Annotated in this window: 14 protein-coding genes; 11 read left to right on the top strand and 3 right to left on the bottom strand. The window is 77.2% G+C overall.

Annotation, left to right across the window (positions count from 1 at the left end; all coding sequences use genetic code 11):
* Positions 1-392 precede the first annotated feature (392 nt).
* The 3 genes from ACFC1T_RS24005 to ACFC1T_RS23995 all read left to right on the top strand — a co-directional run bounded on the left by ACFC1T_RS24005 (position 393) and on the right by ACFC1T_RS23995 (position 2,593).
* Positions 393-1,478 carry an S-(hydroxymethyl)mycothiol dehydrogenase gene (locus ACFC1T_RS24005; protein WP_375891644.1) on the top strand — a complete coding sequence of 362 codons (1,086 nt, stop codon included), beginning with the start codon at positions 393-395 and terminating at the stop codon, positions 1,476-1,478.
* A complete protein-coding gene (locus tag ACFC1T_RS24000) occupies positions 1,475-2,104 on the top strand; it encodes an MBL fold metallo-hydrolase (protein ID WP_375891642.1) in 630 nt (209 codons plus the stop codon). Before ACFC1T_RS24005 ends, ACFC1T_RS24000 begins: the two co-directional genes overlap by 4 nt.
* Before the next feature lie 87 nt (positions 2,105-2,191).
* Positions 2,192-2,593, top strand: coding sequence for a pyridoxamine 5'-phosphate oxidase family protein (locus tag ACFC1T_RS23995; RefSeq protein ID WP_375891640.1), 402 nt, complete (start codon positions 2,192-2,194; stop codon positions 2,591-2,593).
* Positions 2,594-2,635: 42 nt separating this feature from the next.
* Here ACFC1T_RS23995 and ACFC1T_RS23990 read toward each other — a convergent pair whose 3' ends face one another.
* Together ACFC1T_RS23990 and ACFC1T_RS23985 are read right to left on the bottom strand one after the other, a co-directional pair.
* On the bottom strand, positions 2,636-3,613 hold the full coding sequence (locus ACFC1T_RS23990; RefSeq protein ID WP_375891639.1) for a M48 family metalloprotease: 978 nt from the start codon (positions 3,611-3,613) through the stop codon (positions 2,636-2,638).
* Complete coding sequence (locus ACFC1T_RS23985; protein WP_375891637.1) at positions 3,610-4,041, bottom strand: BlaI/MecI/CopY family transcriptional regulator; 432 nt, start codon at positions 4,039-4,041, stop codon at positions 3,610-3,612. Before ACFC1T_RS23985 ends, ACFC1T_RS23990 begins: the two co-directional genes overlap by 4 nt.
* A gap of 188 nt (positions 4,042-4,229) precedes the next feature.
* On the opposite strand from ACFC1T_RS23985, the gene ACFC1T_RS23980 reads away from it, so the two are divergent.
* The 8 genes from ACFC1T_RS23980 to ACFC1T_RS23945 all read left to right on the top strand — a co-directional run bounded on the left by ACFC1T_RS23980 (position 4,230) and on the right by ACFC1T_RS23945 (position 15,585).
* Positions 4,230-4,394: a hypothetical protein gene (locus tag ACFC1T_RS23980; protein ID WP_360234200.1), complete on the top strand. Its 165-nt coding sequence runs from the start codon at positions 4,230-4,232 to the stop codon at positions 4,392-4,394.
* A 187-nt stretch (positions 4,395-4,581) separates the two neighbouring features.
* Positions 4,582-7,446, top strand: a complete 2,865-nt coding sequence (locus ACFC1T_RS23975) for a lantibiotic dehydratase (RefSeq protein ID WP_375891635.1) — start codon at positions 4,582-4,584, stop codon at positions 7,444-7,446.
* Positions 7,439-8,440, top strand: a complete 1,002-nt coding sequence (locus ACFC1T_RS23970; RefSeq protein ID WP_375891634.1) for a lantibiotic dehydratase C-terminal domain-containing protein — start codon at positions 7,439-7,441, stop codon at positions 8,438-8,440. The genes ACFC1T_RS23975 and ACFC1T_RS23970 overlap by 8 nt, the downstream gene beginning before the upstream one ends.
* Complete coding sequence (locus ACFC1T_RS23965; RefSeq protein ID WP_375891633.1) at positions 8,433-9,554, top strand: thiopeptide maturation pyridine synthase; 1,122 nt, start codon at positions 8,433-8,435, stop codon at positions 9,552-9,554. The genes ACFC1T_RS23970 and ACFC1T_RS23965 overlap by 8 nt, the downstream gene beginning before the upstream one ends.
* 5 nt (positions 9,555-9,559) lie before the next feature.
* Positions 9,560-11,542 (top strand): hypothetical protein, encoded by a 1,983-nt coding sequence (locus ACFC1T_RS23960; protein ID WP_375891632.1) that lies wholly within the window; start codon positions 9,560-9,562, stop codon positions 11,540-11,542.
* Positions 11,539-13,539 carry a TOMM precursor leader peptide-binding protein gene (locus tag ACFC1T_RS23955; protein ID WP_375891630.1) on the top strand — a complete coding sequence of 667 codons (2,001 nt, stop codon included), beginning with the start codon at positions 11,539-11,541 and terminating at the stop codon, positions 13,537-13,539. The genes ACFC1T_RS23960 and ACFC1T_RS23955 overlap by 4 nt, the downstream gene beginning before the upstream one ends.
* A 107-nt stretch (positions 13,540-13,646) precedes the next feature.
* The gene (locus ACFC1T_RS23950; protein WP_375891629.1) at positions 13,647-15,194 is read left to right on the top strand and encodes a SagB/ThcOx family dehydrogenase; all 1,548 of its coding nucleotides are present in this window, start codon (positions 13,647-13,649) and stop codon (positions 15,192-15,194) included.
* A gap of 112 nt (positions 15,195-15,306) precedes the next feature.
* Positions 15,307-15,585: a hypothetical protein gene (locus tag ACFC1T_RS23945; RefSeq protein WP_375891628.1), complete on the top strand. Its 279-nt coding sequence runs from the start codon at positions 15,307-15,309 to the stop codon at positions 15,583-15,585.
* A gap of 44 nt (positions 15,586-15,629) precedes the next feature.
* Here the strand turns inward: ACFC1T_RS23945 and ACFC1T_RS23940 are convergent, their stop codons facing one another.
* The gene (locus ACFC1T_RS23940; protein WP_375891626.1) at positions 15,630-18,620 is read right to left on the bottom strand and encodes a BTAD domain-containing putative transcriptional regulator; all 2,991 of its coding nucleotides are present in this window, start codon (positions 18,618-18,620) and stop codon (positions 15,630-15,632) included.
* Positions 18,621-18,750: the final 130 nt, after the last annotated feature.

Here is an 18,750-nt window from a genome sequence, read left to right as displayed (position 1 = left end):
CGCGCCCGGCACGAGCGGCGCGCGGTGGCGTGCCGTCAGGTGGGGCGGGTGTGCTGAGCGTGGTCGCGTGGACCGTCTCTGCTACGACCGTACGTGGACGGCGGGGTGCCCGTCTGCGGCACTTCCAGCCAACGGTGGCGCTTTCCGGGCAGTTCGTGGCACGTTGACGGGCGCTCACCGCCGCCCGCGCGCCCCTGGTCCGGGGCCGCGCGGGGGCGAGTGCCCGGTGGGCCCGGCAGGACTGCCGGGCATGCCTGTGGCACATGCGCCCGGCCGGGCGGGCGCTACCCTTCGTAGGCACTCCTTCGGAAGTGCTTCTAGAGTTCTCTCGCAGTCGTTTGTCGCAGGTCACGCCGGTGCGTAGCCGTACCGGCCGACGGAGGTGGAATCGGATGGCCCAGCAGGTCAAGGCAGTCATCGCGCGCGCCAAGGGCGCACCCGTGGAGGTGACCACGATCGTGGTGCCGGACCCGGGGCCGGGCGAGGCGGTGGTGCGGATCCAGGCGTGCGGCGTCTGTCACACCGACCTCCACTACCGCGAGGGCGGCATCAACGACGAGTTCCCGTTCCTGCTCGGCCACGAGGCCGCGGGCGTCGTGGAGTCGGTGGGCGAGGGCGTCACCGAGGTCGAGCCGGGCGACTTCGTCGTCCTCAACTGGCGCGCGGTGTGCGGCCAGTGCCGGGCCTGCAAGCGCGGGCGCCCGCAGTACTGCTTCGCCACCCACAACGCGAAGCAGAAGATGACGCTGCTCGACGGCACCGAGCTGTCCCCGGCGCTGGGCATCGGCGCCTTCGCCGAGAAGACCCTGGTCGCGGCGGGCCAGTGCACCAAGGTCGACCCGGCCGCCGACCCGGCCGTCGCGGGCCTGCTGGGCTGCGGCGTGATGGCGGGCCTCGGCGCCGCGATCAACACCGGCAACGTCGGCCGCGGCGACACCGTCGCCGTGATCGGCTGCGGCGGCGTCGGCGGGGCGGCCGTGATGGGCTCCCGGCTGGCGGGCGCGGCGAAGATCATCGCGGTGGACATCGACGACCGCAAGCTGGAGAAGGCCCGCTCCCTGGGGGCCACCCACACCGTCAACTCCCGTACCACCGACCCGGTCGAGGCGATCCGCGAGCTCACCGGCGGCAACGGCGCCGACGTCGTCGTGGAGGCCGTCGGCCGCCCCGAGACCTACAAGCAGGCCTTCTACGCCCGCGACCTCGCGGGCACCGTCGTCCTGGTCGGCGTGCCGACCCCGGAGATGACCCTGGACCTGCCGCTGCTGGACGTCTTCGGCCGCGGCGGCGCGCTCAAGTCCTCCTGGTACGGCGACTGCCTGCCCTCCCGGGACTTCCCGATGCTGATCGACCTCCACCTCCAGGGCCGCCTGGACCTGGACGCCTTCGTCACCGAGCGGATCGGGCTCGACGAGGTCGAGCAGGCCTTCGAGCGCATGCACCACGGTGACGTCCTCCGCTCGGTGGTGATCCTGTGACCGCCCGAGTGGACCGCCTGGTCACCGCCGGGACCTTCGAACTCGACGGCGGCAGCTGGGAGGTGGAGAACAACGTCTGGATCGTCGGCGACGACGAGGAGGCGGTGGTGATCGACGCCGCGCACGACGCCGCGGCCATCGAGGCCGCCCTCGGCGGGCGCCGGCTGCTGGCGATCGTCTCCACCCACGCCCACAACGACCACATCGACGCCGCCCCGGAGCTGGCCGCGCGCACCGGTGCGCCGATCCTGCTGCACCCGGACGACCTCCCGCTGTGGAAGCTCACCCACCCCGAACGGCTCCCGGACGGCGAACTCGCCGACGGGCAGCGGATCGAGGTGGCCGGCACCGAGCTGACCGTGCTGCACACCCCGGGCCACGCGCCCGGCGCGGTCTGCCTCCACGCCCCCGGGCTCGGCACCGTGTTCACCGGCGACACCCTGTTCCACGGCGGGCCGGGCGCGACCGGACGCTCCTTCTCGGACTTCCCGACCATCATCGAGTCCATCCGCGAGCGGCTGCTGTCGCTCCCGGCCGACACGGTGGTGCGCACCGGCCACGGCGACCCGACCACCATCGGCGCCGAGGCCCCGGCCCTGCCGGAGTGGATCGCCCGCGGGCACTGAGGCCCCGTTCGCAGTCCCAAGGCTGCTCGCCGCGTACCGTACGGCCCCCGGGGAGGACGCCGCCCCGGGGGCCGTACGATCGCGATCATGGCCCATGACCCGCGTGACCTCGACGACGCCTTCCTCGCCTTCTGGCGCGAGCGGCACATCGCCACCCTGACCACCACCCGGCCCGACGGCACCCCGCACGTGGTGCCGGTCGGTGTGACCTTCGACCCGGAGACCGGCACCGCCCGGGTGATCACCAGCCGTACCAGCCGCAAGGCCCGCAACGTGGCGGCGGCCGGACCCGAGGGCCTGCGCGTCGCGGTCTGCCAGGTGGACCGGGCCCGCTGGTCCACCCTGGAGGGCGTCGCGGTGGTGCGCGACGCCGCCGAGCAGGTCGCCGACGCCGAGCGCCGCTACGCCGAGCGCTACCGCCCGCCGCGGGAGAACCCGGACCGGGTGGTCATCGAGATCACCGTCACCCAGGTCCTCGGCCGCGCCTGACCGGGCCGCCACCGGGCCGCACCCCGCCGCACCGCTCACGCGTCAGCGGCCGGTGATCCGCTCCGCCGCGTACTCCACGTACTCGTGCAGGCCGTAGGCGAGCCCGACGGCCAGCAGGGCCGAGCACACGACCGCGACGCAGAACGCGGCGGCCGCCAGGCGTGGTCCGCGCCCCTGCGGCCCGGCGGGCTCCGGTCCGAGCAGCGCCTGCACCCGCTGGGGCACCGGCCCCGTGTCCACGGCGAGCACCCGGCCGCCGCCGTGTCGTCCTCCGCCGTACCGGCCGCTGCTGTACCGTCCGGCACCGGCACCGGCACCGGCCAGCGCGGCCCGGGCGATGGCGGTCGCGGCGGTCCGCCGGTCGGCCACCACCCGGGCGGCGGCCTCGTCCGCCCACCGCTCCAGGTGGAACTCCAGGGCGGTGCGCAGCCGCCCCAGCGCCGGATGGACGGCGGCGGCCAGGTCGGTGACACCCGCGAGCAGGTGGTGGCGTCCGTGCAGATGGGCCCGCTCGTGCGCGAGCAGCACCGCCCGTTCCGACGGTGTCAGGGCCCTGAGCATGCCCTCCGTCACGACGACCCGGCCGGCGCGCCCCCGGTGGCGGGGCAGGGCGAAGGCCTCCGCCTCCTCGCCCGGCACGACCAGGAGGTCGCTCCCGGGCGCGGCCGCGCCGGTCAGCTCCCAGGCACGCGCCAGTAGCGCGCGGTGGCGGCGCGCGGCCAGCGCGAGCCGGACCGCCTGCGCGGCGAGCAGCGCCCCGGCCGCGCAGGACACCGGCAGCGCCGCCGGCCAGTCCGCGACCACCCGGCCGAGCGCCATGTGCTCCAGCCCCGCGAGGAACGGCACGTGGAGGAGGCCGACCAGCGCCGCGAGCGTGCCGCCCGCGAGGAGCACCGCCGCCCCGGTCAGCACGAAGGAGGCCGCGCGGGGCGGGAGCAGTCCGGCCAGGCGGTCCGCCGCGGGCACCGCTGCCCAGGGCAGGGCGACGGCGAGGGCGACGATCACGAGGAACAGCGTCATGCTCCGCCTCCCGCTGCTCCCGCTGCTCCCTCGCCCGTCACGGCCGCGGGGGATTCGCCCTCCGCTTCGAGGAGGAGGCGGCGCAGGGCGTCCCCGTCGTCCGCCGAGAGCGAGGACACGAACCGCTTCAGGACGAGGTCCCGGTGCGGCTCCTTCTCCAGCTCCCGGCGCATCCGGCCGGCCGCCAGGCCGGCGGCGTCCGCGACGGGCGCGTACGCGAAGGAACGCCCCGGCCGGGTGCGGGCCACGGTCCCCTTCTCGTGCAGGCGGGTGAGGATCGTCGCCACCGTCGTCCGGGCGAGGTCCTGGTGCAGGGCGCCCTTGACCTGCTGGGCGGTCAGCGGCTCCCCGGCCGCCCACAGCACCGCCAGCACGTCCGCCACGAGCTCGCCGTGCGGGCGCCTGGCCTCCTGGCCGTCCCTCGCCATCTCTCTCCCCGGTCCGTACAGGTTAGGTGTGCCTCAGCTAACTTTACCGGGCCGGAGGCGGGCCACCGGAGGGTGTCCGGGCCGTGGACGGAGACGGCGCTCTCCGTATATCGGCTGTAGATCGGCGCTTGTGAAGGTTCTCCTGTCAGCCCGAACGGGCCGACGGAACGAGAGGAAGGACCGTCACCATGGACATGCAGCTGAACTCGCTCGACCTGGACGCCCTGGACGTCACCGGCATCGAGCTCGCCGAGGGCGACGCCATCGGTTCGCTGGCCACCGACAGTGCGCACACCGAGGTCGGCGCCTCCTGCGCCCCCTACGGCTGCCACTGCTACTTCAGCCTGACCTGATCGATCGGGCAGGGCACCCGCCCGACGGGTAGCCACTGAGGAGCGTCCCGCCGGTCCCCGTCGGACCCGGCGAGGGCCTGCGGGACGCTCCCCGGCAGCACGACCACCGGTGACTGACCGGCGGTACCCCTCCGGCGCGCTGGGAAGAGCCCGTCGGACCCTCCGGAGACGAAACGGCGTTCCCACCGTGATTCCCCCCACCACCCCTGCCGTCCGCCGGTTCGCCGTCCGCGTCGCGGGCCTGCCGGTCGACGCCCTGCACGAACTGCGCCGACCGGCCGTCCGCTCCGCGGTGGACCACCTGCTCGCGGAACGCGACCGGCTGGCCCACGAGGGCACGCGCCTGGCCGACGCCTGCCACCCGGTGATCGGCGCGCTGGCCGGCTCCGAGCTGAAACCGCGGGTGGTGGCGCTGCGCCGCAGCCTCCACGGCGCGAGCGTGCCCGGCCCCGCGGTCTGGTCGGACCAGGTCCGGCAGGCCCTGCCGCCCGCCCTCGCCGAACGGATCGACGCCTGGCTGGCGGCCCTGCGCGCCCACCGGGCGGACTTCGCGGCGCTCCCGGACCGCTACGACCGCGACCTCCCGGACGCCCTGTCCGCCGTACGCCGCCACACCGCGAACCCGGCCTTCCGCCACGGGCTGGTCCAGGGCAACCCGATGCTCTCGGACGCGCTCACCGCGTGGCTCGACTCCCCGGCCGGCGCCGAGCCGGCCCGCCGCACCAGGCTGCGCCTGGTCAAGTACCTGGCCCGGGCGGCCGCCAAGACCAGCCCGTACGCCACCTTCACCGTGACCGGCCTCGGCGAGTGGCGCCGCTGCGGCTCCGCCGTCGCGCCGACCGGCGCGACGGCCTGGCGCAGTGTCGTCGAGCCGAACGTCTGGGTGATGCAGCGGCTGGCGCACGCGCTGGCCGGGCCCCGCACACCGCCGCGCGGCCGGGTGCTGCGGGTCAATCCGACGCTCTGCGAGGAGGACGGCCGCTTCTGGTTCGTCGCACCGGGCTGGTCGGAGCGGGTGCTGTCGGTCGCCGCGGACGGAGCGGCCCGGGCCTGCGTCGACCTCCTGCGGGCCGGCGGCCCGCGCACCGCCGCCGAACTGCGCGACCACCTCGCGGCCCGCGCCGGCGGGTCGGCCGCCCGGTCCGACGCGGTGGCGGCGGTGGCGGAGGTGGCGGAGGTGACGGCGGCAACCTCGGCGACGACTGTGACGGAGACCGCGACGGCCTATCTCGCCAGACTCGTCGAAGTCGGCCTGCTGGAGGTGGCGCTGCCGTTCGCCGACCAGTCCCCGGACCACCTCGGCGAGCTGCTGCGCCACCTCGAACGCTGGGAACTCCCCGACGGACAGCGGCAGTTGCAGGCCGTCCGGCGCGCCCTGGCGGCCTACCCCGGGTCGTCGGCGGCGGTCCGGACGGCGCTGCACCGGCGGGTGGACCGGGAGATCACCGGCCTGCTGGAGACCTACGGCACGCCCGGCGACCGGACCCAGGCGCCGCCCCGCAAGAACCTCTTCCACGAGAACGCCGTCTTCACCGAGGTCGTCCTGCACGGCGACCCCCAGCGCTGGGCGGGCGCGCTCGCGGACCTCGCCGCCGTCGGGCGGCTGCTCGCGCTGTTCCGGCCCGACGCCGCACTGCGGCTGGTCGCGGCCGAGGTCTTCGCCGACCACGCCGGGCCCGTCCCGTTTCCGCTGTTCCACCGCGCCCTCGTCACCCGGCTCCGGGACGCCCGCCCCGGCAGCGCCGCGGCCGAACTGCGCGCCCTGCTCAACCCGGCCACGGCCGGCGGGCACCCGCCGGGCGCCAGCCCGGTGCCCGCCGTCCGGGAGCTCGCCGGGCTGCGGGCCGAGGCGATCGGCTTCCTGCGCGACCACCCCGCCGACGGGGACGGCGTCGTCCGCCTCCCGGCCCGCGCCGTCGACCGGCTGCTCGCCGACCTGGCCCCCCACCGGTCGGCCCCGGGACCGCTGTCCTGCTACGTGCAGGAGGCCGGCCGGGACGACGACGGCGACCTCGACCTCGTCCTCAACGGCGTCGGCGCCGGCCACGGGCACGGCACCGCCAGGCTGCGCCGCGTCCTGTCGGAACTCGCCCAGGAGAAGGGGGGCTTCGCCGACCGGACGGCAGAACCCGCCGACGGTCCGGCGGACCGCCCGGGCGGCGTGCTGTTCGCCGAGAGCGGCGGCGCCTTCGGCAGCAACCTCAACCTGCGGGCCGACGGCGTCCGCTTCGAGATCGACACCCCGGGCGTCGACAGCCACCGTCCCGCGGCCGAGCGCCTGCCCGCCGCCGAGCTCTTCGTCGACCACGACCCGGACCGGCGGCGGCTCGTGCTGCGCCACGGGCCGGACGGGCCGGAGGTCCGGCCGCTGCACCTGGGCACCATGGCCGACCGGCTGCTGCCGCCGCTGATGCTGCTCCTGGTCAGGCTGTTCGGCGAGACCCCCGGGCCCTCGGCCGGGCTGTGGGAGCTGCTGACGACCACGCCCGCCGCGCACTCCCGGGAGGTCCTGCACCGGCCGCGCACCGCCGTCGGCCGGGTCGTCGTGGCCCGGGCCTCGTGGTGCGTGCGGGCCGACGCCGTCCCGCGGCAGAGCCGCGGCGAGCACGAGGCCCACTACCTGCTGCGGCTGACCGACTGGGCCCGCCGGCACGGCGTGCCGGAGCGCACCTTCGTACGGGCCGTCCCCGACCGCCCCGCGCCGCGGCAGCCGGCCGGCGGGCGGGAGCCGCAGCGCCCCGGGGACCTCGGGGAACTGCGCGACCGCAAGCCGATGTTCCTCGACCTCGCCAACCCCGACCTGGTCCTGCTGTTCCACCGGCTGCTCACCCGCCCCGACCGCGTCCTGCTGTTCCAGGAGGCGCTGCCCGACCCGGCGGCCGCGCCCGTCCTCGGCGGCCTCGGACGACGGGTCGTGGAGTACGTCGTCGAGGTCGACCCGAGTGCCGAGCCGAGTGCCGACGCCGGTGCCGACTCCGCTGTCGCCCCGGGTGTCGACCCCGAGGTCGCCCCGGGTGCCGACCCTCGGACGGCGGGGGCCGGTCGTGGCTGAGCCGGGGCGCGGGAGCGGCCGGGAGTGGCTGAGCCTGCACGCGTTCAGCACGGCCGACGCCACCGCGCTGCTGGTGCGGACCGTCCGGCCGCTGGTCGCCGACCTGCGGCGGGACGGGCTGATCGACGAGTACTTCTACCTGCGGTACTGGGAGGGCGGCCCGCACCTGCGGCTGCGGCTGCTGCCGCGCACGGCCGCCCGGGCGGAGGCGGTGCGGGACCGGGCCCGCACCGCGCTGGGCCGGCACCTCGACACCCACCCGTCCGCCGGCCGGATGCCTGCCGCCGACTACGCGGCCTGGGCCGAGCGGCTGGCCGCCGCCGAGGGGCTCGCCGACCACGACCGCTCGGTGCGCGAGCACGACGCCGTCGAGGAGATCCGGTACCGGCCCGAGGAGTCGGTGTTCGGCGGGCCGGAGGCGGTCCGCGCGGTGGAGCGGCACTTCACCCTCTCCAGCGACCTCGCCCTCGGGCTGCTCGCCGACGGGGCGACCGGGCCGCAGCGCGCGGGCTTCGGCGCGGACGCGCTGATCCTGGCGCTCGCGGTCTGGGAGCCCGACCGGGACCGGCTGGCCGCCGCGCTGCGCCCCCGCCCGGGCGGCGCGACCGATCCCGCGATGGCGGACCGGGTGGCCCGTGCCCGGCGGCAGGCGGACGGCCCGGTCACCGGCGACGGACCGAAGGACCGCTGGCTGCGCTCGGTGCGCGAGCTGCGGGCCGACCTGCTCGACCTGGACGCCCGCGGCCGGCTGCGGATCACCGCCCCCCACCCCACCGCGGTCCCGCCGCCCGGCTCCGCCGCGCCCGGGCGGCGCGCGGTGCTGGCCGTGCTGCTGCGCTGCGTCCACCTGCTGCACAACCGGCTCGGCCTCGACCACGGCGTCGAGCAGCGCATCCGGCGCCTCGTCGAGTCCGGGCTGACCGCAGCCCCCTCCGGCGCCGGCCGCGCCGGCCCATCCACCGACCCCGCGAGGACCGGGTACCACCGTGACTGACACCCACTGGCGCAGCCTCCAGATCCGCTACTACCAGGACGACAAGGACGCGCTGCTGCTGGACGCCGTCCGCCCCCTGTTCGCCGAGCTCGCCGACGTGATCGAGCAGCCGTACTTCCAGCGCCACTGGCGGCGTGGCCCGCACGTACGGCTCAACTTCCGTACCACGGACAGTGCTTGGCGCGGGACCGTGCAGCCGGCCGCCGAACAGCGGCTGGCCGCCTTCCTGCGGCGCAGCCCGTCCACCGCCGTCCTCGACGAGGCCCGGGAGACCGCGGGCCACGCCCGCAGGGCGGCACTGCTGGACGAGCGCGGCCCGCTGTCGCCGTGGTACCCCGACAACACCCTCCAGAGCGAGCCGTACGAGGACCGCCGGCACGTCCTGGGGAGCCCGCGGCTGGCCGAACTGCTGGACGAGGGCCACGCCGCGAGCAGCCGGCTCGCCCTCCCCGTCCTGGAGCACGTCCGCCGCACCGGCCACAGCCGGCTGCGGCCCGCGCTGTGGCTGATGTTCGCCTTCGCGCACACCAGCCTGCCGCCGGTGTCCCGGGGCTTCATGTCCTTCGCCTCGCACGCCGAGGGCTTCTTCGCCCAGTGCGCGGAACCGGACGACGTCCGGGCCGCCTTCGAGGCGCGGTTCCAGCAGCTGCGCGGCGAACTCGGCGACGACCTGGCCGCGGTGCTCGACACCCTGGACGGCACCGGACGGCTGCCCTTCGTCACCGAGTTCGCCGGGTACGTGCGGGACCGGAAGGCCGCCGCCCTGCCGCTGCTGGAGGGCGGCCTGATCGACCTGGACCACGCCGCCCGCACCCCCCTGCTTGCCGAGCCGCGACTCGGCGAACTGCTCGGCCTGCTGCTCGGCAACGCGTCGTACCGGAGCGAGGTGATGTCCACGACCTGGTTCCGCGGCCACCGGCTGGCGATCAACCAGCTGTACACCCACCTCGACCGGCTGGGCCTCTCGATGACCCAGCGCTTCCTGCTCTGCTACCTGACGGCCCGCACCGTCGAGGACGCCTTCGGGGTCAGCGCGCTGGACCGGGCCCGCGCCTACGCCGAGCTCCACCCCGCCGGAGCCGTCCCCGCCACCACCGACCCGCAGAGGAGCTGAGCCGGATGCGACCCAGACTCAACGACGACGTCCGCTGCGTGCCGGTCCCCGAGGGCGCCTACCTGCACGCCGGCCACCGCTCCTGGGTCCTGCCCGGGGCACAGGCGTACGAGTGGCTGCGACGGCTGACCCCGCACCTGACCGGCCGGCACACCCTGGACGAACTGACCGCCCCGCTCCCAGCGGACAAGCAGGGCGCCGTACGGGACCTCGTGCTGCGCCTGCACCGGCTCGGCTTCGTCAAGGACGCCCGGGAGGACCGGCCGCACGGCCTTGCCGAGCACGAACTGCGCGAGTACGCACCGGAGATCGCGTTCCTGCGGCACGCGCTGGACTCCGCCGAGCACCGCTTCCAGCGCTACCGGGACACCCGGGTGCGACTGGTCGCCGACGGGCCGCTCCGGGAGGCGGCGCTGCGCGCGCTGCTGCGGACCGGGTGCCGCGACGTCGAAGTGGTCGCCGAACCGGCCGCGTTCACCGCACTGGACCGGTTCGCGTCGGCGCAGCGACGGGACCAGGACCAGCGGGTGCACCTGACGGACGGGTCGGACCTGCCGGAGCGGCCGGAGCTGCCGGAGCGGCCGCGGGTCGGGGCCGTGCTGGAGGTCCGGACGGCGCACGAGGGGTTCGGGGCCGCCCGCCGGGCGCTCCTCGCGACCGCGGAGCACTGCGCCGCCGCCGGCCTGACCCCGGCCCAACTGCTGCTCGGCGGCGCCGAGGCCTGGTTCGGTCCGGCCGACGCCGGGGCCGCCGCATCGGGCTGGCGCCGGCTGCTGCCGCCGCGCGACGGCGAGCGCGAGGCGCCGCTGGGCGGCGCCGTCCCGGGCCTGCTCGCGCACCGGCTGGTGCTCGGCCTGTTCCGCGCCCTGACCAGCCTGGACGACCTGCCGCCCGCCCCCGGGACCTCCGCCGCCCCCACCCTGGCCCGCACCGACCTGCACACCCTGGCCGGCTCCCGGCACCCGGTCCTGCCCCACCCGGCAGCCCCGACCAGCGGTGCGGCGACGCCGTCCGCCGACGCTCATGCCGCTGCCGCTGCCGCTGCCGACGCCGCTGCCGACGCCGACCTGCTGGTCCGCGCGGCGCGCGTCGTCGACGCCCGGACCGGCCTGCTCGGCGCGGTGGACGAGGCCGACTTCACCCAGTCCCCGCTCTGGGTCTGCCGGGCCGTCCCGCACGGCTACCGGGGCGAGCCGCTGGACGTACCGGCCATCGGCTCGGGCCTCGAACGGGACGAGGCGCGGGCCACCGCCGTGCTGGCCGGTCTGGCGGCCTACGCCGCGGACGCGACCGCCGGCCGGGCCGCGGACGAGGGCCGGACCACCCTCCAGGGCGTGGACCTGGCCGACGGCCGGCCCGTCCCCGTCCCGGTGCCGACCGCGCTCCCGGACCGCACCGCCGGGCAGCGGCTGCGCGGCACGGCCGGCGGCCGCTCGCCCGAGGAGGCGCGCTGGCTCGGCCTCGCCGACCAGGTCGAGGCCCTGCTGGCCCGGGCGCCCGACGCCGCCCGGGCCGGGGCCACCGCACTCGATCCGGCGGACTTCGCCGCCGACCCCCGCACCGGCCACCTGCTGCGGCTGCTCGGCACGGTCGGCGAGCCCGCCCTGTACGACCTCACCGCAGTGACCGGCGTGCCGGCCTGCGCCACCCGGCTGGGCACCGGGACCGTCGCCGCCGCCGGACGCGACCTGGCCGAGGCGGTCGCCCGCTCCGCCGAACGCGCGCTGCTGGCCTGGCAGTCCAGCACGGAGGACCAGCCCGGGTACCGGCCCGAGCCGGTTCCGCCGGTTGCCGTGCCCGTGCCCGCGGTCGCCGTGCCCGAGCCCGCGGCCACGCACAGGCCCGCCGCCCCGGCCCCCGACCTGGCGGCGCTGGCCGCGGCGCTGCGGACCACCACCGGTCTGCAGGCCGTCGCCGTCCCGCTGGACCTCGACCCGCAGGCGACCGCCGTCCTGCCCGACCTCACCCGGGTGGTGCTGCTCCCGTGACCGACCTCCGCACACCCGCCCGCGGCGCGGTCACCGTCGCGCTGCTCGGCTCGCCCTGGCTCGCCGCCCCCGACTGGCGGACCGTCACCGCCGACGACCCGGCGCAGCCCGGCCCGGACCTCCCGGATCTCCCGGACCTCCTGGAGGTCGCGGACGTCCTGGTCGTCACCACCGCCGGCCCCGGCGACCTCGAACCGCTGCGCCGGGGCCGCGCCTGGGCGGCCGCGCACCGCCGCCCCTGGCTGCCGGTCCGGCTGCTCGCCGGACAGGTGGTCCTCGGGCCCGCCGGCCTCCCCGGCCGCCCCGGCTGCCCGGGCTGCGCCGAGCTGCGCGAGCGCGACAACAGCGCGGAGCCGGCCCACCGTGAGCTGCTCCCGTCGGACCTGCCGGCGCTGCGGACCAACCCGCTGCTGCTCGACGCCGTCCGAGGCCTCGTCACCGAGGAGACGGCCCGGCTCGCAGCCTTCGCCGGTCCCACCGCCGGCCCGCTCCCGCCCCGCACCGCCGACGCGGTGCTGCGGGTGGCGGCGGAGACCGGCGAGACCTCCCGCAGCACCCTGCTGCCGCACCCGTACTGTCCGGACTGCGGCGCCCTGCCGGCCGACAGCGCGGCCGCGGCCGTCCTCGCGCTGCCGCCCGCGCCGAAGCTCCACCCGGACGTGCCCCGCACCGCGCAGCCGGACCCGGAGGTCCTCGCGGACCGCTACGTCGACCCGGTCACCGGCGTGATCGCCTCGGTGGACACCTGGTCCACCCCCGCCGCCCTGTGCGCCACCGCCCGGACGGCCCCCTCCCGGGCCGTCCACGCCAGCGCCAACGGCTACGGTCACGCCACCGACCTCGGCTCCACCCGGCTCGCCGCCGTCCTGGAGGCCCTGGAGCGGCTGGGCGGCGAGGCCCCGCGAGGCCGGCGCACCACCGTCACGGCCCGGTTCCGCGACATCGCGGACCACGCCGTGGACCCCCAGGGGCTCGGCCTGCACCACCCCGAGCAGCACGGCCTCCCCGGCTTCCCGTTCGCGCCGTACACCCCCGACCGGGAACTGCGCTGGGTGTGGGGGTACTCCTTCGCCCGGGGCCTGCCCGTCCTGGTGCCCGAGAGCTACGCCTACTACAACCGCGGCCACCTCGACGACTCCTTCGTGTTCGAGACCTCCAACGGCTGCGCCCTCGGCAACTGCCCGGCCGAGGCGGTGCTGCACGGGCTGCTGGAGGTCGCCGAGCGGGACGCCTTCCTGCTCACCTGGTACGCCCGGCTGCCCGTCCCTGAGGTCGACCTGGCCTCGGCCGCCGACCGCCGGATCCCGCTGCTCGCCGAGCTCGCCCGGCACCGGCTCGGCTACCGGCTGCGCGCGTTCGCCACCACCACCGAGCACCGGGTGCCCGCGTTCTGGGTCCTGGCCGAGGCCGACCCCGCCGCCGGATCCGCCACGCCGCGCGGGCTGGACCTGCTCTGCGGCGCCGGCACCGCGCTGACGGCCGAACGGGCCCTGCTGCGCAGCCTCTCCGAGCTCACCGGCTTCCTGTCCGGCGCCGACCGCCGGCACGACCCGGACCGGGCGGCCCGGATGCTGGCGGACCCGGCCGAGGTGCGGACGATGGACGACCACGCCACCCTGTACGGCCACCCGGCCGCCCGGGAGCGGCTGGGCTTCCTCGGCGCCGGCGCGCCGCCCGTGCCGCTGGCCGCCGTGGCCGCCGGCACCCCCTGGCCGGAGCACCGGGACCTGATCGGGGACCTCACCGAACTGGTCGGCCGGTTCACCGGCACCGGCCTGGACGTGGTGGTGGTCGACCAGACCTCGGCCGAACACCGGGCCGGCGGGCTGGCCTGCGTCAAGGTGCTGGTCCCCGGCACGCTGCCGATGACCTTCGGGCACCGGTTCCGGCGCACCCACGGGCTGCCGCGGCTGCTGACGGTGCCCCGGTTGCTGGGCCACCGCGACCGGGACCTCACCCCGGCGGAGCTCAACCCGGACCCGCACCCGTTCCCCTGAACCGCCGCGACCGATCCGCCCCGTGCGACCGATCCGCCCCACGCGACCGATCCGCCCCGTGCGACCGGCCGAGACCGGACCGCCACGACAATCCGCAGAGGTCACCCGTGTCACCCAGCGCTCCTCCCACCGACCCGGCACCGGGGGCGGCGGCCCGTGCCTACCTGCCGTACGGCCGCCACCCCGGACCGCTCCCGCAGTCCCCGGGCCCGCTCCCGCCCGCACACCTCGTCCACGCCGACCGCCCCACCGTGCCGCTGCCGTGGGAACCGGCGGACGGCGCCCACGACTGGCCGGCCGTCCTGGGCACGCTGATGCGCGAACTGCTCGGCCGGACCAGGGCGAACTGGATGTACCCGGTGGACCCGGCGACGGGCACCGCGCTCGCCGCCCCGCCCGGCCAGGGCGACTGCCGCCCCGCGCCGAGCGGCGGCGCCCGCTACCCGATCGAGGCGTACCTCGCGCTCGGCGCGGCCCCCGGCCTGCCGGCGGCGGTGTACCACTACGACGGCGTCGGGCACCGGCTGGTCGCCGTCCGCCCGGGGGACCACCGCAGGGCCCTGGCGCCGGGCACCGGCGAGGCGCCCGACCTGGTCCTCGTCCTCACGACGGTGTTCTGGCGCAGCGCCGTGAAGTACCGGGAGTTCGGCTACCGGCTGCAACAGCAGGAGACCGGGGTGCTGCTCGCCCAGGCCCAGGCGGTCGCCGAGGCGCTGGGCGCCACAGTCGGGGTGCGGCTGCGCCAGGACGACCGGCCGGTCGACGCGCTGCTCGGCCTCGACCCCTACGGGCAGAGCGTGACGGCCGTCCTGACGCTCCGCCACCCGGCCGCCCCGGCGGCCGGCCCGGGCCCCGGCGAGCCGCCGTCGCTGCCGTCGGTGCCGGCCGTACCGGTCACACCGCCGACCTCGATCCTGGGGCTGCTGCCCTACACCGCCGCCGTGCACGGGGCCTCGCTGACCGAACGGCCGGACGCGGTCCAGCCCGCCCGACCGCTGCCCGCGCCCCTGCCCGCGCCCGGGACCGGGGCGGCGATCCGGCTGCCCGACGCGGCCCCCCTGGGCTCGGCCGGCCTCCGCGCGGGGGTCGCGCGGCGCGCCTCGGCGAGCAACGGGTTCCTGCCGGTGCCGATGGACCGGCGGACGCTGGCGGCGCTGCTCGGCGCCGCGGCCGCTGGATACCCCGGGGACCTCGCCGGGGTCGCGACGGCACCCGCCGCGGTCGCGCTGTGCTGCGTGGTCCGCGACGTCACCGGCATCGCCGCGGGCTGCTACGCCTACCGCGACGGGGAGTTGGTCCCGCTGCCCGTCCCGCCCGGCGCACCGGGCCGGATCGCCGCCGGGCTGGCCGCGCCGCCGACCCGGCTGGACTACCTGGAGGCGCCCCTGACGGTCCTGCCGGTCGCCGCCCTGGAGGCGGGCATCGACGCCTACGGCGACCGCTGGTACCGCCTGGCCCACATCGAGGCCGGGCTGGCCCTGCAACGCGCCGCCCTCGCGGCGGCCGCCCTCGGCCTGTCCGCCCGGATCCGCTCCGACGCCTCCTGCGCCGCCACCGACGAGGCCCTCGGCCTCCCCACCGCCGGGCTGACCAGCCTCAGCGCCCTCCACATCGGCACCCCCCGCCCCGGCCCGACACTCGGCTTCCCGGTCTAGCTGCCCGTGAGGGGCGTTGATCATTTGTCTATCGGCGGCTGCGAAGCTCACCGGGTCGGCACACACTCCGGTGGGCCGGCGCAACTGCCTCCGCAACGAACTGGAGTCCCCCATGAACCGTGTTCCGAACGCCGCCAAGCGCGCCGCAACCCTGCTGGGCCTCGCCACCGGCGCCGTGCTGCTCGCGGCCACGGCCGCCCAGGCCGCCCCGGCCGCTCCGGCCGCGGCGGAGGGTTCCGTCCGGCTGTCGGCGTCGGTGGCGGCCGCCACGCTCCAGCCCGGGGCGGCGGCCGCGGCTGGGGTGAACGGTGACCCCAGGGCGCACATCGACGACACCAGCGAGTGGAACACCATCGCCTCCAGGCCGCTGCCGTCCGGCGGGCAGCTCTGAGCCGCCCGGCCCCGACCGCGGCGGATCCCCGGGGGATCCGCCGCTCAGACCTCGGAGCGCAGCCGGTCGAGGAGTTCCCGGGCGTCCGCCGCCTCCGGCAGTCCCAGGGCGGCCAGCGAGGCGTACGCCCGGGCCGCGTGCTCCTCGGCCGCCGCGCGGTCGCCGAGGCCGGCCTCGGTCCGGGCCAGGATCTGGAGGGCGTAGGCCAGGTCGCGTTCGCCGTCGCGCGCGCCCTCCAGGTGGGTCACTGCCGCCCGGGCCTCCGTCAGGGCCTCCGCGGGCCGGCCGGTCACCCGCAGCGTGTCGGCGCGCCGGTAGCGGGCCATCGCCTCCTGGCGGGGCAGACCGGCCGTGCGGCACAGCTCCAGGCATTCCTGGTAGGTGGCCAGGGCCTCGTCGTGGCGGCCGAGTTCGTGCAGTGCGCGGCCGCGGATCCCGAGCGCGTGGGCGGCCCCGTGGCTGTCCGGGACGTCCCGCAGGGCCAGCAGCTCCTCGTCGCAGATCGCCACCGCCTCCTCGGCGGCGCCGCTGCGCAGCCGGGCGACGGCGGCGTTCAGGGCGGTGGCGAGCGCCCCGGAGCGGTGGCCGAGGAGGCGGGCCAGTGCGAGGGCCTGGTCGAAGTTGCGCACCGCGTCGGCGTTCCGCTGCTGGAACAGCGCGATGACGCCGAGGTCGTTGCAGGTCTGCCGGAGGATCACGGTGTCCTCCGCGCGCCGGCAGGAGTCCGCGGCACGGGTGGTGTGCTCGCGGGCCTCGTCGAGCCGGGTGGCCTGGACGGCCACGTTGCCGCAGACGAAGCGGGCCCGGCCGGCCGCCCGGTGGTGGCCGAGCGACTCGGCGGCCTCGGCGGCCTCGTGGGCGACCGAACCCAGCAGGGTTGAGGAGATGTCCCGGCCGAAGGCGCTGCACGCGACCAGCAGATCGGCGGCGACGTCGAGCAGCGCGGGGTCGGGGGCGGAGCGCACGGCCGCGCCGACGGCGTGGGCGATGCCGTCGAACTCCCGCACCACCCAGGCCCTGGCCCCGGCCAGGTCGGCGAAGCGGGCGGCGCCCGCGACGGTGAAGGTGGTGCCGACCGGATCCCCCGGGACTGCCCGCTGGAACGCCGCGACGGCGCCCGCCAGCAGGAAGCGCAGCAGCCGGGCGGCCACCGGCGGCCGTTCGTGCGGGAGCAGCCGCTGCTCGGCGTAGTTGCGCAGGAGTTCGTGGTAGCGGTACCGGCCGGGCTGCGGCGACTCCAGCAGGGCCGCGTCCACCAGGGACTCCAATACCTCCTCGGCGTCCTCCGGGCCCAGGCCGAGCGCGGCCGCCGCCGCGTCCAGGGCGATCGTCGGCCGGGTGAAGGGGGCGAGGGTGCGGAAGGCGTACGCCTGGACGCCGTTGAGCTGCCGGTAGCCGAGCTCGAACACCGTGGTCACGGCGAGGCCGCCGACGCGCAGTTGGTCGAGCCGGTGGCGTTCGTCGGTGAGCGCGGTGACCAGCCGGTCCAGCGCCCAGCGGGGCCGGGCGGCCAGCCGGGCGGCGACGATCCGCACGGCGAGCGGCAGCCGGCCGCAGAGGCCGACCACCTCGTCGGCGGCGGCGGGCTCGGCCGCCACCCGCGGTCCGCCGATGACCTGCCGCAGCAGGTCCAGGGCCTCGTCGACGGCGAACACGTCGAGGTCGAGGTGGGCACGGGAGGACAGCCCCGGGACCCGGGTGCGGCCGGTGACGATCACCGCGCAGTCACCGGAGCCGGGCAGCAGGGGGCGCAGCTGGGCGAGGTCGCGGGCGTCGTCGAGCAGGAGCAGGACCCGGCGGCCGTCGAGCAGGCTGCGCAGCAGCCGGGAGCGGTCCTCGACGCCGCGCGGCAGGTCGGCGGCGGCGACGCCGAGCGCGCCGAGGAAGCTGCCCAGGACGGCGGCGGCGTCGGCCGGTTCGCCGCTGGTGCCGCGCAGGTCCGCGTAGAACTGGCCGTCGGGGTAGTGGTCGCGGACCTGGTGGGCGACCCGGACGGCCAGCGTGCTCTTGCCGATGCCGCCCATGCCGCTGATCGAGGCCACGCCGAGGACGGACCGGTCGGCTCCGGTCAGGCCTGCGGCGAGCTGCCGGACGGCCTCGGTGCGGCCGCTGAAGTCGGAGATGTCCGGCGGTAGTTGGGCCGGGCGGACGACGCCCTCCGGCGCCGGGGTGAGGACCGCCGCCGGGGCGGGCGCCAGCAGGCCCGGGTCGCCGGCCAGGATCCGGCCGTGCAGCCCGCACAGCTCCGGGCCGGGGTCGATCCCCAGCTCCTCGCCCAGCGTGCGCCGGGCCCGGGCGAAGACGGCGAGCGCGTCCGCCTGTCGGCCGGCGGCGTACAGGCTCCGCATCAGGAAGCCGTAGCTCTGTTCGCGCAGCGGGTGCTGCTGGACGAACGCGGTGAGGTCGGACACCAGGGCGTGGTGCCGGCCGCGGGCGAGCTCGGCGGCGAAGCGCTGCTCGGTCAGGGTCAGCCGCAGCTCGGCGAGGCGGGAGCGCTCGGCCTCGGCCAGCGGCCCGGGCACGCCGGCCAGCGGCTCCCCCTGCCACAGGGAGAGCGCCTCGGTGAGCAGCGTGGCGCACTCCTTCCGCCGCCCCTTGCGCCAGGCGCGGGCGGCGGTGGCGGCCAGCCGCTCGGCCCGGTGGACGTCCACGGACTCCGGCGGTACGGACAGCCGGTAGCCGTCGCCCACCGAGCTGAGCAGCTGCGCCACGGGCGCACCGCCGTCGGGGCCGGTCACGCCGGTGCTGGTGCCGCCAGCGTCGCGTCCGCCGCCGTCAGGGCCGGCCAGCCGCTGGCGGATCCGCCAGGCGTAGGTGCGCAGGACCATCACGGCGGACGAGGGCGGTTCGGCACCCCACAGCGCGTCGACGAGCTCGTGCAGGGTGACGGGGCGGCCGGCCCGCAGCAGCAGCGCCGCCAGCACGGCCGGCTGCTGGGGCGGGCCCGCGGGCACGGCCCGTCCGTCGGCCTCGATGCCGATCGGCCCCAGCAGGCTGAACCGCAGCCGCGTCGGCGCACACTCGTCCTGAACCACGTTCCGTTTCCCCCGCCCCCCGAAAAGTCGACTTACCTTACACGCACCAGCCCGATCCACCAGGGCCGCCGAGCGAGGTCGGGTCGGCGGCCGGTGGGAGGCGGAGAGCGGTGCCGGGGACGGAACGGTA

The sequence above is a fragment of the Kitasatospora sp. NPDC056076 genome (assembly GCF_042266305.1).
Lineage (GTDB): Bacteria > Actinomycetota > Actinomycetes > Streptomycetales > Streptomycetaceae > Kitasatospora.
Note: the sequence above shows the minus strand (reverse complement) of the source record. Positions and strands in the feature narration are given on the sequence as shown.

Coding starts and splice junctions, on each gene's coding strand:
- ACFC1T_RS24005 (WP_375891644.1), top strand. CDS start 393: ATGGCCCAGCAGGTCAAGGCAGTCATCGCGCGCGCCAAGGGCGCACCC.
- ACFC1T_RS23985 (WP_375891637.1), bottom strand. CDS start 4,041: ATGGCGAGGGACGGCCAGGAGGCCAGGCGCCCGCACGGCGAGCTCGTG.
- ACFC1T_RS23990 (WP_375891639.1), bottom strand. CDS start 3,613: ATGACGCTGTTCCTCGTGATCGTCGCCCTCGCCGTCGCCCTGCCCTGG.
- ACFC1T_RS23960 (WP_375891632.1), top strand. CDS start 9,560: ATGCGACCCAGACTCAACGACGACGTCCGCTGCGTGCCGGTCCCCGAG.
- ACFC1T_RS23945 (WP_375891628.1), top strand. CDS start 15,307: ATGAACCGTGTTCCGAACGCCGCCAAGCGCGCCGCAACCCTGCTGGGC.
- ACFC1T_RS23980 (WP_360234200.1), top strand. CDS start 4,230: ATGGACATGCAGCTGAACTCGCTCGACCTGGACGCCCTGGACGTCACC.
- ACFC1T_RS23995 (WP_375891640.1), top strand. CDS start 2,192: ATGGCCCATGACCCGCGTGACCTCGACGACGCCTTCCTCGCCTTCTGG.